This window comes from Ructibacterium gallinarum, assembly GCF_014982785.1.
GTDB lineage: Bacteria > Bacillota > Clostridia > Monoglobales > Monoglobaceae > Ructibacterium > Ructibacterium gallinarum.
On sequence record NZ_JADCKB010000005.1, the window covers coordinates 42,485 to 58,942 of the forward strand.

The following is a 16,458-nucleotide window of genomic DNA, read 5'->3' on the forward strand; positions in this document are numbered from 1 at the left end:
TCCTTTATCTCGCAATTTGCAATAAAATTTCTCTGGTTAATTTACATGCCACAGCAGTAGAACATCCGCTGGGGTCATAATGCGGCGACAGCTCATTGATATCACAACTTACCACACGAAGCCGATGCAGCATCAGGACCGCTTCCATCAGCTCTTTAAACGTAATACCGCCCGCCTCAGGCGTTCCAGTTCCCCAAAAAACGGAGGGATCCAGCACATCTAAATCCAAACTGAAATATACTGGCTTGTCCTTTAATACTTCCGTCATTTCCTTAAAGCCGGATAAATCAAACTTTTGCAGTTTGGTATGTGCAGCCGCAAACTCAAATTCATATTTTTCACCGCTCCGAATGCCAAACTGATGAATTCTTCCATCCCCAGCCAGCTTCCACACCTGATACATCACGGTGGAATGCGACAGAGCCTCGCCCAGATATTCTGTACGAAGATCGGTGTGTGCATCTAGATGTATAATATGCAGGTCCGGATGCAACGGCATCAAGGCCCGAATTGTCCCCAGAGTAACCAGATGCTCTCCTCCCAGCATAACAAACTTCTTGCCTGCTTTCAGAACCGTTTTCGCATAGTCTTCAATCATAGAAAGCGCCCGCTCCGTATTGCCGAAGGGGAGTTCCAGATCGCCGCCGTCAAACACTTTGCATTCTGTTAAATCCCTATCGCAATAAGGGGAATACGTTTCGATGCCAAACGAGTCATTCCGGATTGCGGAAGGGCCAAACCGGGTTCCGGGGCGGAACGAGGTGGTTCCGTCAAACGGAGCGCCAAACAATACAACGTCCGCTTCTTCGTACTCTGCATCACACGCCAGAAAAGTCTGTATATTTTTATGCATGGTTCAAAATCTCCTTTACATAATTCGGAAGGCAAAACGCACCCCGATGCAGCTGAGTGTTATAATAACGGGTTTCTATTCCAAGCTGATTCCAGTGTTCGTCCTGCAAATTTGCTGTTGGGTGCAACTTCTTAGAGGCAAACCCAAACAGCCAATGTCCCGACGGATAGGTGGGAATATGCGCCTGAAATACCTCACTAACCGGGAACACTTGAGAAATACACCGGTGCGCCGAACTTGCCGCACGGGCATCTTCCGGATAAAATGGACTTTCATGCTGATTGATCAAAATCCCATTTTCTTTCAAAGCGTGAAAACAATGTCCATAAAACTCTTTGGTAAACAATACCTCTCCCGGTCCAAAAGGATCCGTTGAATCCACAATAATTAAATCATACGTATTTTCTATCCGGCGTACAAATTTGAGGCCATCTTGAATACGTACATGAACCCGGGGATCTTCAAACCCGCATGCTGTCTTTGGTAAATATTCTTTGCAAACCTCAATCACTCTTTCATCAATCTCAATAAGGTCAACATTTTCAATCTGGCTGTATTTGGCTATTTCTCTTGCAACGCCTCCATCCCCAGCGCCGATTACCAACACACTTTTTATTTCCGGATTAACCGCCATGGCAGGATGTACAATCATTTCGTGATAAATAAATTCGTCATGCTCCGTGAGCATCATAACGCCATCCAATGTCAAAAAGCGACCAAACTCCACTGAATCAAACACAGATATAGTTTGATAATTGCTTTTTTCAAAATGCAGCTGCTGCCGTATTTGAATGGAAAACCGCACCGATTTCGTGTGGTATTCACTGTACCATAAATCGTCCATTTTATTCTCCTTTCAGCACATTAAGGGAAGTTACATCCATGCTCTCCGGGCCAGTCAATGTGCATCCTTTTTCCTTTGCGTACTGAATGTACCCAATCAATTCTTTGGTTACACATTCTCCCGGAGCCAAAATGGGAATACCGGGCGGATAGCACATAACAAACTCCGCGCATATTCTTCCGGCACACTGTTCAAGCGGCAGGCTGACCTTATCTGCATAAAAAGCATCCTGCGGCGACATGGCAACAACAGGACTGATATATTCACTCTCCCACAGCTTTATATTTTCCCTTTTGTATAGCCGCCGAATCTCACTCAGCGCACTAATTAAACGCTCGATATTTTTATTTTTATCTCCCACCGAAATATAGGCAAGAATATTTCCCAAATCACCAAACTCAATTTGGATTTCATATTCATCTCGCAGCAAATCATACACCTCTATACCAGCAAGGCCTAATTTCAGCGTATTCACCGACAATTTAGTAGTATCAAAATCATAAACGCTATCTCCGTTAATCAGTTCTTTGGAATAGGCATAATAATCACCGATTGCGTTGATTTCCTCCCGGGCATACTCAGAAAAACGTTTTACTTTTTCAAAAATTTCAACGCCCCGCAGCGCCAAATTTCTTCTGGAAATATCAAGGCTTGAGAGCAGAAGATAGGAACCACTGGTAGTTTGTGTCAAATTGATCATTTTGCGAACATAATTCTCATTTACATTGCTGCCACAGAGCAAAAGAGAACTCTGCGTGAGAGAACCTCCTGATTTATGCATACTCACCGCCGCCATATCCGCTCCGGCTTTCATAGCAGAAATCGGCATATCTTTTCCGAAGTAAAAATGGGTGCCGTGCGCCTCATCTGCCAGGACTAAGAGTCCCGCCGCATGTGCTACCTCTACAATGGAACGCAAATCCGAACAGATACCGTAATAAGTCGGGTTATTTACCAAAATTGCTTTCGCCTCCGGATGTGCGGCAATGGTATTCTTTACATCGGTCATAGACATACCCAGAGCAATTCCCAGCCGCTTATCCGTCTGCGGATTAATATAAACCGGAACTGCTCCGCACAGCACCAAAGCATGAATCACGCTTTGGTGCACATTACGTGGAAGAATAATCTTATCGCCCCGCTTTACGGTAGATAAAATCATAGACTGTACCGCCGAGGTCGTTCCCCCTACCATAAAAAAAGCGTTTGCTGCCCCAAATGCCTCAGCTGCCAGTGCTTCTGCTTCTTTGATCACACTGACAGGATGGCACAAATTATCAAGGGGCTTCATGGAATTTACATCGACAGACAAACAGGCTTCCCCAAGGAACTGGGTCAACTCAGGATTTCCTTTCCCTCGCTTGTGCCCCGGCACATCAAAAGGCACCAGCCTGTTACGCCGAATTTTCTCTAATCCCTCTAAAATGGGAACACGGTTTTGATCCATCATTGCTCCGCCTCCCGGTATACATTACAACCACTGAAAATTTCTATCATTTCCCGGCGCAGGGCATTGGTAATATTCAGCCTCAACTGCGGGGGCAGTTCATATACGTCGGAATTAAACAGGTAATTCTGTAAAATTAAATCCTTAATCAGCATTTTGGTATGAAAAATATTTGCCTGATAAATATTCACATCCACCGCATCGTATTTTTTCAAAATATCTCCGTGAATATAATTCTGAATGGATGAAATATTATGATCCAGAAAAATTTTTTCTCCCTCTACATTTCTGGTAAATCCCCGAACGCGATAATCTATGGTAATAATATCTGAATCAAAGCTTCCTATCAGAAAATCCAGTGTAGACAAAGGCGTAATTTGCCCGCAAGTAGCCACATCAATATCCACCCGGAACGTAGCAATAGAAGTCTCCGGATGGTATTCAGGATAGGTATGCACTGTTACATGGCTTTTGTCTAAATGCGCGACCACTGTCTCACCACTCCGCTTACGCACCATACCCTCTTCTGCAATCAAAAAAGTTACACTAGCTCCCTGTGGCTCATAGTCCTGCCTAGAAATGTTAAGAATTCGAGCACCAATCATCTGTGTCAATCGAGTTAAAATTTCGGTTAAACGTTCCGAATTATACTGCTCATTAATATATTTAATATAATCCTGCTGTTCTCTGGCTGTTTTTGCATAACATATGTCGTAAATATTAAAGCTCAGCGACTTCGTAAGATTATTAAATCCGTACAATCTTAGTTTTTCCATTATCCATTACCTCTCAAAAACAAAAAAGTATACCACTTGCACGTGGTACACTCAAAAACGCATCCTCTTATACTGAATTTCACAGAGATAAAAACAACATTTCCCCGGATTTCATGATTGACAGAGTCTATATAGTAAGAACTACTTTTACCACTCTTATTGACCGTTTCACAAGTGTGTACCACAGTACCCTTGGTTATAAGTAACCAACTGGCAATTAAGTTGCCAACTTATAAAATTTGCGCTCTTAACGCAATCAATAATGCGAAGGTGTCTTCGCGACCGGCATCGGATCATATTCTCTTGATAGATTTTAGATCCACATAAAAACCAGTCAAAGTGTTCTCGCTATATGCGACTAAACATTTTTATTATATTGAAAAAAGAATAACTTGTCAAGTATTTTTCAAAAATCTTATAAAAAGAAATACAAACTGCGCCGGATGTAATGATACCCGGCGCTTATATTACATATTCAATGCATTTGCCGGGATTTCCTCCTTCTCTGCTTCCAGCATCAAAAGTCGATACATGCTGCTGCCTGCCTCCGACTCCAGCAAAAGCGTCACTGACTGGGCTGAAGAGAAAGGCAACTCGATCTGTAGTTTATGTCCTCTTCGGTTGGTATTGGCCGGCACAATTCCCGTATTCCAATCCAAAATATGTTTTTTTGTCTCATCTACAAAAAGGAAAACCCGCACAGTATCTTCCACTTCTTCACAACTGTCATTAAGCATCCAAAGTTCTGCTGTTAACATTTCTCCTGCCACAAAACTAAAATGTTCTATGCGCGCACTGGGCATGACCGGCCGCAAAGCATCACGTACAGCATAATATGCTTTTTTGGGATGACAAGGATAACCAATGATAGACTGTCCCGCCGCGGTGATCCACGGTTCATTAAAACACCAGTTTACCGCCATAGAACAATGCGGTTTTTGCCGCCGGGCTTCTTCAAAAATACATTTAAGCCCCTCGCACTGCAGCCACTGGCTTTTTTCAATATAATCCGCGAAACATATCTGCTTGCCAAATATTTTATCAATAATACCAAAACAAATCCATGCATCTTCGCCTGCATGTCCCCATGCGCCATAACCGTGGTGCAATTCCCACGCTGTTTTTGGCTGTGGATGGTCGGCCAACTCCTCAGGGAAAATTGTCCGCAATTGTTCCATTTCTGTAATGGAGGGAATTCCAAATTCGCAATAAGCTGTAAATCTACATTTCCGAACAGTTTCAAAAACCGACTCATCAATCTGAGGGTCATAAAAAATATAGCCACCGTGAGCCATTCCTGAAAGCGGAGATGTCATAAGAAATGGTGTTTTTGGATCTAATTCATAACAAAGTTTATTTAAAAGCCGCAGTGCCAAAGACTGATCTGTCATCTTGGACCATTTGTTAAATAGTTCATTGCCGCCACACCACAGCACCAGACACGGATGTTGTTTCAGCCGCAGGATAATAGCTGATGCTTCCTGCTCCAAAACCTTTAAATAGGCAGGCGTGCCAATATAATTATTGCATGCCAGTGGAAATTCTTGCCACACCATCATTCCCATTTCATCACAGATCTCAAAAAAACTATCTTTGTTTACGATAGCTCCACCCCAACACCGAAGCAAGTTCATATTCGCTTCTTTGGCCAATACAATTTGCTGATGATAAGTTTCTCTGGTAATTGTGCCGGTAAAAATTTCCGGATTGACCCAGTTGCTACCCTTAACAAAAATTCTGCGGCCATTCAGTTCTATTGTTGCAGGAGGAAAACTTCGACTTTTTGGAAAACTACTCGGTTCCTCCCATGTTCCCTCATTCATAACCAAGCGGATTTCCCGAAACCCAATTCTTCCTTCCCGGCTATCAAACTGGCTTCTCACCTTCCAATGATATAAATATGCCTCGCCCTGTCCGCAGCACCACCATAAATGAATATTTTCTAAATGGATGTGAGGGTCTGTGCCATAATAAACTTGCTCCCCCGTCATATCATAAATTTCAATCACAGTTTCCTCCAAACAACTGATCTCAAAAAGAATGTCTGCATTTTTTAAATCATCAGAAAGAACATAACTACAGGAACACGCCGTAATAAAATCATTGTTTCTGGTTTCTATATAAGTTTCTTCCCAGATTCCTGAGACTAACAGCCGCGGATGCCAGTCCCATCCGTATTCTACTGCAGGTTTACAGCTCTGATCCACTTGCTGGCGGCCATCCAGTGCACCCGGACGCTTTGGATGCGGATAAATATATACTTCCATTAAGTTCCCGTTTTGCAACTCATCCGTAATGTCAGCTTCAGCTTTACTAAACATTCCAATGTGATGCAAAATTTTCTTTCCGTTCAACAAAACATCGTATTCGTATTCTATTCCCAGCGTTACAAAATAAATGCGGTCACCAGGCTTTTTTTCATATTTTAATTCACTTCGATAAAACCAAGTATAGTCTTCCAGCTCTTGAAACTTCGTGCAGTTATCCATCCAATTTACATCCGCAAAACCATTTGCTTTTGCATAATCAAGCTGAATATTGCCTGGCACATCTGCCGGAAACTCTTGTATTATTTTCTCATTTAAGCTGCAACCACCTGTCCATGTCTGAAAATATTTCATAGCATTCTCTCCCACAATCAACTTTTTTCTTAATATAGCACGCAATTTTTTACCTGTCAAGAAAAGAACTTTAAAATTAAAAAATAAAACAAACACCGCTGCAGAAAAAAGCAGCGGTGTTTGAGGTTTTAATTTGTAACTTTTATTTCCAATTCTTCCATACATACTCTACCCCGGCATCATTTAAGGTGTAATCATGCGTAATGGTAGCCTCCAGTACAATAGTATAATACCACTTGTCTGAAGTTAAATCAGAATATGGATTAACCTCAAGCGTTTTAACATATTCATCATCCGGATTCCGTCCTAAAATACGATTTACAATACTCATAACCTCGGCACGGCTGATGGGAATTTCCGGACGAAAACTTCCGTCCTCATAACCATCAATTAATCCGGCTTCATATAACGCCGTGATATCTTGTGTTGCCCAAAATTCAGATGCAACATCCGGAAATGGATTCTCCCCCTCGGGCTGATCCAAATTAGCAAACCGGCGAATCAGAGCAGCAAACTCTGCCCGTGTCAGCTCACCCTCAGGCTGATACGTACCATCCGGATATCCAAGGATCACTTTCTGCTGTGCCAGATATTCAATTTCCGTAACCGACCAGCGCAAGTTGTTTACATCTGGGAAAACGGTTCCTGTTGTTTCAAAGGGCGCATCATAAGATTTGTCCTTAATTCGATATAGGATAGCCGCAATTTCTTCCCGGCTGATTCTTCCGTCCGCCCGCACACTTCCATCAGGATAACCTGTAATATAACTAATATGCGTCGGATGCTCCTTGCCGAAAATATCTTTGGTATATTTAGGAAGTGTCTCTGTTTGCTCCGTGGGTCTTGTAGGCAAGCCAACACCTCCACCGCCTCCGCCGCCGGATACACGGTTTATTTTAATAGAAAATGTTTTGGAATTGATTCGGCCATAAACCGCCTGACGGCATTCGCTGGGATTTCCTGCTTTACACATATCACAGGTTCCGCAAACATTATAATATACTGTCTTAACATTGGTATCTTTGTTGATGGACAAGGTCTCTCCTTGATATAATTGACGTGCCGTATTTTTATCTGAAGGATCGCTTCCATCCAAAGTATAGTATATAAATGTATTTTCATCTTCCGGCCAGTCATTTTCGATCGTATAATCCGTACCGGTATTTACCGCATAAATGTCCTGTATCTCCAGTGACGTTTTTGGTACACCCAAATCCAAAAATTCGTAGAAAAAAGTCTGCCTGCTTTGAGGAATCTCCATACCATTCTCATCGGTAAGCCATGCGGTAATAGACAAATCTTTCATGTTCCCCGTTGGTAAAATTGGCATGCTGTTATATAGCAACGCATCAGTAGTATAGACAATTCCCTGACGACTGGTATAAGTATATGTATAATAAATATCATTAGAAGGGCGGTCAGACAACAACCGAATCCCCTCTGCATATGGCTGCTCGTCCAGCACAGATATATCCATTCGCCGCACTAAATCATAAGGTGAGGCAACATAAACCGTCCCGCTCTGCGTATCACTTTTATCAATAATATAGCTCGCAATGGCATTGGGACTAAGTTTTCCAGTTGTATCTTCCACCGCGAATGCCTTTAGTGACATGCTGTGATCAATCTCTATTTCACCACCGGTATACCGTACATCCTGAGCATCTCCATTTCTTCGATAATATATGTAATAGGTTCGATCAGAGGGTGCCGAATCCGGCATTGCCAAGGTAAGACGCACCGTATCCGAATAAGTGCCTGATGCCTGTGAAATGACTGGCATCATCGGTACAAAGGTATATACATAGCTTACCGTTTCGCTTATCGCACCGTTTTTTCTGCTGCGCAAACGAAGAACGCTGTCATCAGAAAGCAAAATATCTCCTTGATATGAAAGCCATTCGCCACCAATAGAATATTCAATTTCTGCTCCCGCATCCAAACAGCCTGCTTTGATCTTCAGTAAATGATTTTCCGCATCTACTGCCTCTTGCGGATAGGTGCCGGACGGCTGATCTGTATAAGGAGGCGCTACTGCATTTTCTTGTACCACATAGGTATACGCATTCGTTGAACTCTGTACTCCGTTTAACTCGCAAAACAGGGATAAAGTAATGGGGTCTGTAGTCATAGACTGTGTATTTTCACAAAGCAGCTTTGTTTTTTCCCTATCTGCATAGGCATTTCCAGTTTGTGCATCAACATAAAACTGGTTGATTCCCAAAAGCTGTACCTGATTTTCTGCACCGCCCAAAGAATATGTAACCAATGCGCCGTCGATGGATTGAATCGGAATCATAAATGCCGCACTATCTATGATACAACTATCCGGTGCCGTAGGAGCTTCCGGAACCGCCATATAATGGAAAAGTCCCAAATCACTGCGGATACCTAATGAATTTTCCGCCACTGCTTTAATCAGCACATCACCTTTTACTTCAATGACATCCCCGGGCTGATATAGCTGTGTTTCTTCACTTCCCGGTGTAGGATCTACAGGCGGATAATTTGCGTCTCCAACGGCAGCCATGGTGTAATAAATCTTTACCGAATTGGCCGTTGGCATAAAGGTTACTGTAATAGGATCGTCATTTTTCACCGTATAAATTCCTGGTACAGGTGTCAGCACTGGTTTTGCCGGCCGCGACCGCACCACATCATACACCTGGGTCACAACATCAGAATATACTGCATCATCTTTGATTACCACAGCTGAAATCTTGGTATACTGGGTAACCGTAATATCTACACTACCGCCCTCTGCTTTTAAACTTTCCGTTGTTGGGACCGAACCGTCTAATGTATAATATAAGCTATATCCCTCTTTTATAATAGGCATGAACACCGAAACCGTCCCCGAATTAGTAAACTGCATACTCTCGGGGGCAAATACCGGTGCTGCCGGTTTAATTTTATACTCAAATGTATAAATTTGCCCGCTACGGCCATCTTCATCCACACATACCGCTTTGATTACTGTATCAGATGTAATCTGAAAAATTTCACCGTCTTGATACAAGTTTCCCAACTGTACATTCGGTTCGCTTCCATCCATTGTATAATAAATCTTTTTACTGCTGTCTTTTGCGGTAAGCGAAACTGTAACTGATTCTTCATATGCTCCGGCTGGGTGAAAAGCCTCTATGCTATAATTGTCCGTTTCGGTAAAAAGGTAATGATAACTGTGTACCTCACTATAAATCCCGTCGTATTTTGCTACAGTACGAAGGGTACATGTTTGCTGCACTGTAATAGGCTTGGTGTAACGGATTCCAGCCACTCTTGGGTCAGAACCATCCATGGTATAATAAATTTCTGCATTTTGAGTCTTGCTTTTCAGAGTGACATCTACCGGTTCCTGTGGCAGCTGCGGCACAGGATTTGCTTCTGCGGGGGCAGGCTGAATCCCTAGCTGATAAATAGCAGCTGGACTCAAATCTTCCCCTTTTTTTGTTATCAGCCGCACGGTTTCTGTCGTTGCAATGTCAATATACCCTAAAACCTTGCTCACCTTACACCACTGTGTAGAAGGATCATCTCCTTCCGCTACAGCCTCCTCAGGCAGGGAAAGAGAATACGTATAATATACATCGCTATCATCCGCAATTCCCATAGGAGTCGTTCCGTCATCTACATAAACCCGAAAGCCATCATTTGTTTCATAAATATTAGGTACGGATTTCATTCCCTCAGCATCAAAATACAATACAGGTATGGACGGAATCATCTGATACTGGTAAATCGCCGTCATGCTTTGCTGATTGTCAGAAAGTCGCTTTGCATAACAATATAAAACTGTAGATTTATCTATCGGAATAGGCTGGGTATAAAGCTGATAATCTTCCGTCTGCGGATCTTGTGCTGTGGTATAATAAATTTCACAGCCATCCTCTGCCTGTAATTCGACCTGAACGGGATTACTATAACTTCCTGAAGAAGGATCCGCCTTCGGAACAGCTGGACGCTGTTTTGCCTTAATATTAATCTGGTGTCTGCCGCCATTGAGTGCATCAACATCAAATACAGGCGAATATCCCTCTACGTCTTTGGCTAAAAGCTCAAGTGTATAGGGGTCATTATTTTGATAAACTGAAATAAAAACTTCAGATGTGCCAGTTTTTACTGGACGCAATGGAAGCGCACACAAATCATACCACGGCGTTTCCTTTTCAGGCAACCAGCTCCCGCTAAATAATACCGTGATATAAGCAGTTTGATAAAGTATGCCATCAATATTTTCTGTCCCTGCTCCATGCGCATGCACATAATATCCAACTTCTACATCCACATTTCCGGGATTTTCTCCCTCTTCTGAACTATTTGCTTTCTGCGGAATCTGATAATCAATTGGTTTTTGCGTGTCCTCTCCCGCAAATGTAAAATAGGCAGGGTCATAATAAAATTTAACCGTATAACCATTCATATCATACTGCGGTTCTTTATGTTCCCCTGTCCCACTGTCATAGTCTCCTTTATTCGGATCATCTACCGCCAAATACAGACGGAATTCGTCTCCAAGCGAAAGTTCACTGACAACTGGGGCATCCGCTTCCGGATTTTCCTGTGCATGCAAATACACTTTTCTGGAGGATTTCTCCGTATCTGCTCCAAAAACCATCATATTTGGCACCATTGTTATCATCATAAACAATGTCATCCATATGGCAGTCCATCGTTTTCCTCTTATCATTTTTATACCCTCCTGTAAAATTCTGTCTGTTATTTCCGTCTTTTTAGAAGACCCTCTGTCCTCCTGTCAATGCATAAAAACTATGCATTGACAGGAGGACAGAACGGTTTTCCCGTTCTGTCTCTCTGGCTCTATTTCCCCCAGGAAACCAAAACCATTGCTACATCTGTTGAATCAATCACTCCATCACGGTTTAAGTCATATCGGAGGATATCCTTCCCTTCTGCCTTTGCTTGTCCAAAATACGATACCACTGCCGAAAGGTCATACAGGTTGATGTTGTTATCCATCACTATATCTCCCGCCAGGAAAGTCACCGTCTTTTCTACCTCATCTACCACGACTGCCGCCGTATCCTTCGCATTATTCCACACATTCATGGTCTTTGCATTTTCCATCAGTACACTCTGTCGGAATGTCCGGTATCCGGCTCCCTTTACCTCTACCGTATACCTTTCTCCCTTGTTTACACTTGCGGTCACTTCTGCATTTCCTGCCGTATATTCTTCTTCATCTGTTCCTATTTCAAACGTCTGTTTCGTACCGTCTGCTCCAGTAACCGTAACCGTAAAGCCATTGTCTGCCGCCGTGTTCCCCTCGGCTATGTTATGGTTAAAGGCCAGTGCTACTGTCAGCTCTGTCTGCTCCTTGCTGACCGTAATGTCCAGTTCCGCCGTATCTGCTTCATTATTTACCACCAAATTCTCTCCGTCGGTGCTTCCCTGTTTCACACTGATATTCGATACGGTTACTTTGCCTGTTCCATATCCTCCTACGGTCAAGGTACCAAGCAGTATGCTCTCTCCGCTTAACCCCTTTGTGCCATCATTGGCATACAGGAGATATTTTCCTCCCGCCTGCTCTGCCACTGTCCAATCTGCATTTGCAGCTTCAAACCCGGCAATAGCAAGTTCTTCACCGGAAAGCGTAAAGGTCATTTCAGCAGTAACCAAATTCTCAATTTCTGCCGTAGTACCATCTTTGTCACCATCCAAATACACCTGTACTTGGTTTCCGTTCTGTACCAAGCGAATCTTGGCTTCAATCAGCGTAACTACCTGGGTCATTGCTTCATTCTTATAATAGTTATCCATAGTTACATTACCGTTAATCAGCTGTGTGAAATCAGGCGTTTCTGATCCCCAGTAATTGGACGAAACGTCCAAAACACCTTCATAACCATAATAACCATCTTTATACTCCAAATTTAACGGCACAACCCAACTGGGTGTATCCGTAACAGCAAACTTATTGCCGCTGATAGTAATGTTTTGTGATTTCACCGTATTGCTGTGATCCGGGCGAATTTCAAGTGCGCCGCTCTGCTGGAATGTATTTTCCTCGATCACAGCGCCATTGACTCCTAAAAGACGGAAACCATACAGACCATTAGAAACAACATTGTGGCTTAAGGCAACATCCGTTCCATTTGGATTGATATGAACCGAAGTTTCAAAATTCTCAAAGGTACAATCTTGTACTGTAATTCCGCTAAAACCACCGGAATTGGTTACAATACCTTTATACCGGCCGCTGATCCCTGTCGTTTCCGGAGCGGTAAAGTCACAGTTTTTTATACAGGTATTGTCTACGATATTTACCGCAATGCTTAATGGATTTTCATCATAATCACTTTTAACCGCCTGCTCTGTAAACTCAAAATTATCAATGGTCACATCATCTGCATTGATAAATATATAACCTTTGAAGACGACGCCTTCTTCTCCCTGCAAGGTAATCGGCTTATTAATCTCAAAAGGCCCTGTATATTCTCCTGCTTTTAACGTCACCGTTTCACCTGCACCGGCATCCTCAACGGCATCTTCAAGAGAAGTGTAATAATACACAACACCGCCCAGCTTTTCACTATATGCTACTACATCATCCTGAGAAGCAGAAACGGGTGTTACCACTCCGCTTTCGGTGTCATATTTTGCGGCAGGAGAAACATATGCACTGACATCACTGCTATAGGTCCCTCCTATGATAGAAGGGGTCCCCAATCCTTCATCGGCAGCAACTGCCTTTTTACCCTCCGGACAGGTAAAGGTTCCGCCAGTAAAGCAAACACTTGCCGGTCTTTTCAAGCCGCCGTCCGCACTGTTTCCAACCAATACGGCGTTATTCACCTTGGATTCAAAGGTTCCTTCAGATACCACCGCTTTTGCGCCGCCAAATTCTCCCGCTACATATAAAGCATAAAAAACGTTGTTATGCCCTTTTGGACACTGCTGCGTAGTAAAGGAACCATTTCTGATTTCTCCATAACCACCCGCAATGGCCAAGCCTCCCTGAGAACCGATAACGGTGGCGTCATTGACAATCATGGTGCCCGATGAATTCCGTACGCAGTAAGCATAGTACTTACCGCTGCATTCTGCGTGGGAACAAGAACTGGAGAAGAAAGTACCTCCATTGATGGTTGTCAGCCCTGGTTCCCCATTGGGACCATCCGCACTGTTAAGTGCAAAACCTTTGGCATCGACATAACCATCGTTAAAGGTAAGGGTACCTCCCAAATTGTTAAAAATGCAACTGCTTATATCCTGCCCGTCTGCCTGAATATCATGGATCTTTGCAGCACTATACGTTCCGCTCTCTACGGTCAAAGTACCATAGTTTTTTATAAAAGACGTATTGGCTATGATCTCACCGTCGCCAACACTGTCCCGCAGGGTCAGGTCACCATAGTTGAACAACATATAGCGATTTTGATTTTCGGGACACACCTGGGTAATAGTGTGCCCTGCCATATCCAAATCAATGGAAAAGCCCGCAGGGATATCCACGCTAATATTTCCGCTATAATCATTGGCAAATTGAAAATATACCGTATCCGCCGGTGCTGTTCCCTGAAGGAAAGCGGCCAGCGCAGCCTGATTTTCTTCATCGCAGGTCAGCAGATAAGGATCCTCTGCACTTCCCGTACCGGTAAATCCTTCGCTCTGCAACACAATATTATCCTGTACTGTCGCAACCACTGTTTGCTCATCTGACGCCATTACAGGCATCGCTGTTACTGTAACTACCATAGCTACTGCCGCTGCCGCTGATAGCAGTTTTCTAAACTTGTTGTTATACATAATAACACCCCTTAATATAATATGTTAATATAATATATTTCTTTATAATATGTTTCTTTTGCAATATTAATCAATTCATCAGCGCTAACAATCTCGCGCACATTACAGCGACTTCGGCGCGAGTGGCATTTCCAAGAGGATTCACATTTCCGTCACTGCCCTGAATGACACCTTGGCTTACCATGGAGGCCATGCCTGCACGCGCATAATCTGAAACAGCCTCCCTATCCGCAAATTGATCCAACACAGAAAGGTCATCTGTTTCTTCAATATATCCCCGGTTTAAAAATGCGCGGTATGCCAAAATAATCAAGTCTTGTCGGGTAATGCTATCCTCCGGCATAAAGTAACTTCCGTCTCCTTGTGCAACCCCTGCAGCTTTTGCACTACCGACAGCGTCATAATAATAGCTGTCAGTAGGAACATCTACAAAATTCTCTGTGAACACATCTTCAATATTTAACATCCGTGTTAAAATTAAAATAAAATCACAACGTTTGATCTGTTCTCCCGGAGCAAATTCGCTTGCACTGATCCCCTTAATAATACCTGCCTGATTCAGCTGAAGTATTGCGTCAGCAGCCCATTCATAACCCACCAGATCAGAAAATCCTGCCGCAGTGTTATTTTCACCTCCACTTTGTGGGTTTCCTCCTGTATTTCCGCCGCTGATTCCGCCGCCGATTCCAGCGCCGCCGGTGCCGCCTATGCCACCTGAAGATGTTCCCCCGCCGGAGCCAGTGCCGCCTGTGTTATTATTACTTGCAGTTTTTGCGCTGATGATTTCTGTGCGTTCTCCTTCGCCCTGATCATTTACCGCAGACATTGCAAGATAGTAAAGCATGTTTGCGCTGAGTCCGGTAATTTCAGCAGAAACAGCTGCTCCGTCTTCTATCGTCAAAACTTTATCCAAATTATTTTGATCGGTTCCGTAATAAATGCGATATCCGTTAACGGCTGACCCGCCTTCCTGTTCCGGCTTTTCCCATTTCACCGAGATTTTTCTGGATCCGCCCTGTGCCGAGAAAGCAAGGCATACCCCCGGTTTGGCTGTATTTTCAAAACGATCTCCAAACACTTCCCGGTCAAACTTGTCCGTAACGCCGTCACGGTTAAAATCAGTGGCCAAAGATGAAAGTTCTGCATCCTGTTCTGCTTCCAAAAAACTCTCAAAATCTTGTTGGGTCACTGCTCCGTCGCCGTCTACATCTCCCGGTATAAACTGCGATGTGGTAATCACCAACGGTTCATCAAAGCTGACTCCACTTACCTGATAGCTGATATATCCCAAGCCTTGCAAGGAAACAGTATATGTATCTTTAATCAGAATATTATCCACTTGAAAAGTAGGAATGGTCTGTGTCGCGTCCCGATGGCCGCCCTTCGATAAAGGAATATTGTTTAAATCAGTACAAAATACGTAATTAGGGATATTTTCTGCCGTCAAAGTCAAGGTTATGCCGGTAGAAGCATATGCACCATCCTGCTGAACTGCCGCAAAATCAGTAACATCATCTAACCTGAACTTCACCGAGGTCTGCACACTTTCATGACTGGTGTCGCTAGCCTTTGCCTCAACAACAGCATTTTCTTTAGGATATACCTTTTCGCCCGAAATCACATCACCTATCATACAATACGTAGCCGTCAGGTCTTCCAAGGAAACTCTGACATCCGCCCCAGGTTCTCCCTCAAATGTAAGAGTCACCAAATCCGTCAGGCCTTCCAAATCCATCCCGTCTAAATTGATCATTGAAATACGTACAATTCCTGTAGCATTTGCCTCTGCGCCATTAGGAAGTACGTTAAGCACCTTTGGAACTTCTCCTTCTGTATTAGCATGACATACAATGGACTTATACCTAACATTTCCTGTAAATGTCAATACTATCTGAATTTGGTACACCTTTTCCTGTATACCATCAAGACTAACCTTTATCTTGCTTTCCCCTTCCAAGGTGGTTAAATCTGACTCTGTTACATCCTCTAAAATAAAATCTGCCTGATTTTCTGCAGCCCAAACTGGTGGAAGCAAAGAAACCATCATGACAACGGCAATCCATATTGCCATTACTGACTTTTTCAACACAAACCCCTCCTTAATGATGCTTTTTCTTAGCATTGTTTCGCCATGTTGGAAATTT

8 protein-coding genes are annotated in these 16,458 nt (G+C 43.3%); all 8 read right to left on the reverse strand.

What is annotated here, in order from left to right:
• Positions 1-4: 4 nt before the first annotated feature.
• The 8 genes from speB to INF28_RS03530 all read right to left on the reverse strand — a co-directional run bounded on the left by speB (position 5) and on the right by INF28_RS03530 (position 16,400).
• The gene (speB, locus tag INF28_RS03495) at positions 5-853 is read right to left on the reverse strand and encodes an agmatinase (protein ID WP_226392087.1); all 849 of its coding nucleotides are present in this window, start codon (positions 851-853) and stop codon (positions 5-7) included.
• Positions 846-1,697, reverse strand: coding sequence for a polyamine aminopropyltransferase (gene speE, locus INF28_RS03500; protein WP_226392088.1), 852 nt, complete (start codon positions 1,695-1,697; stop codon positions 846-848). Before speE ends, speB begins: the two co-directional genes overlap by 8 nt.
• A 1-nt stretch (position 1,698) precedes the next feature.
• Complete coding sequence (locus INF28_RS03505; protein WP_226392089.1) at positions 1,699-3,147, reverse strand: aminotransferase class I/II-fold pyridoxal phosphate-dependent enzyme; 1,449 nt, start codon at positions 3,145-3,147, stop codon at positions 1,699-1,701.
• Entirely contained in the window at positions 3,144-3,920 is a 777-nt protein-coding gene (gene speD / locus INF28_RS03510) for an adenosylmethionine decarboxylase (protein ID WP_264175675.1), read from the reverse strand. The genes INF28_RS03505 and speD overlap by 4 nt, the downstream gene beginning before the upstream one ends.
• A gap of 467 nt (positions 3,921-4,387) precedes the next feature.
• Positions 4,388-6,541 (reverse strand): glycoside hydrolase family 2 protein, encoded by a 2,154-nt coding sequence (locus INF28_RS03515; protein WP_226392090.1) that lies wholly within the window; start codon positions 6,539-6,541, stop codon positions 4,388-4,390.
• Between the two features lie 142 nt (positions 6,542-6,683).
• Entirely contained in the window at positions 6,684-11,231 is a 4,548-nt protein-coding gene (locus INF28_RS03520; RefSeq protein ID WP_226392091.1) for a chitobiase/beta-hexosaminidase C-terminal domain-containing protein, read from the reverse strand.
• 131 nt (positions 11,232-11,362) lie between these two features.
• Positions 11,363-14,314, reverse strand: a complete 2,952-nt coding sequence (locus tag INF28_RS03525) for a dockerin type I domain-containing protein (protein WP_226392092.1) — start codon at positions 14,312-14,314, stop codon at positions 11,363-11,365.
• A 70-nt stretch (positions 14,315-14,384) separates the two neighbouring features.
• A complete protein-coding gene (locus INF28_RS03530) occupies positions 14,385-16,400 on the reverse strand; it encodes an S-layer homology domain-containing protein (RefSeq protein ID WP_226392093.1) in 2,016 nt (671 codons plus the stop codon).
• Positions 16,401-16,458 lie beyond the last annotated feature (58 nt).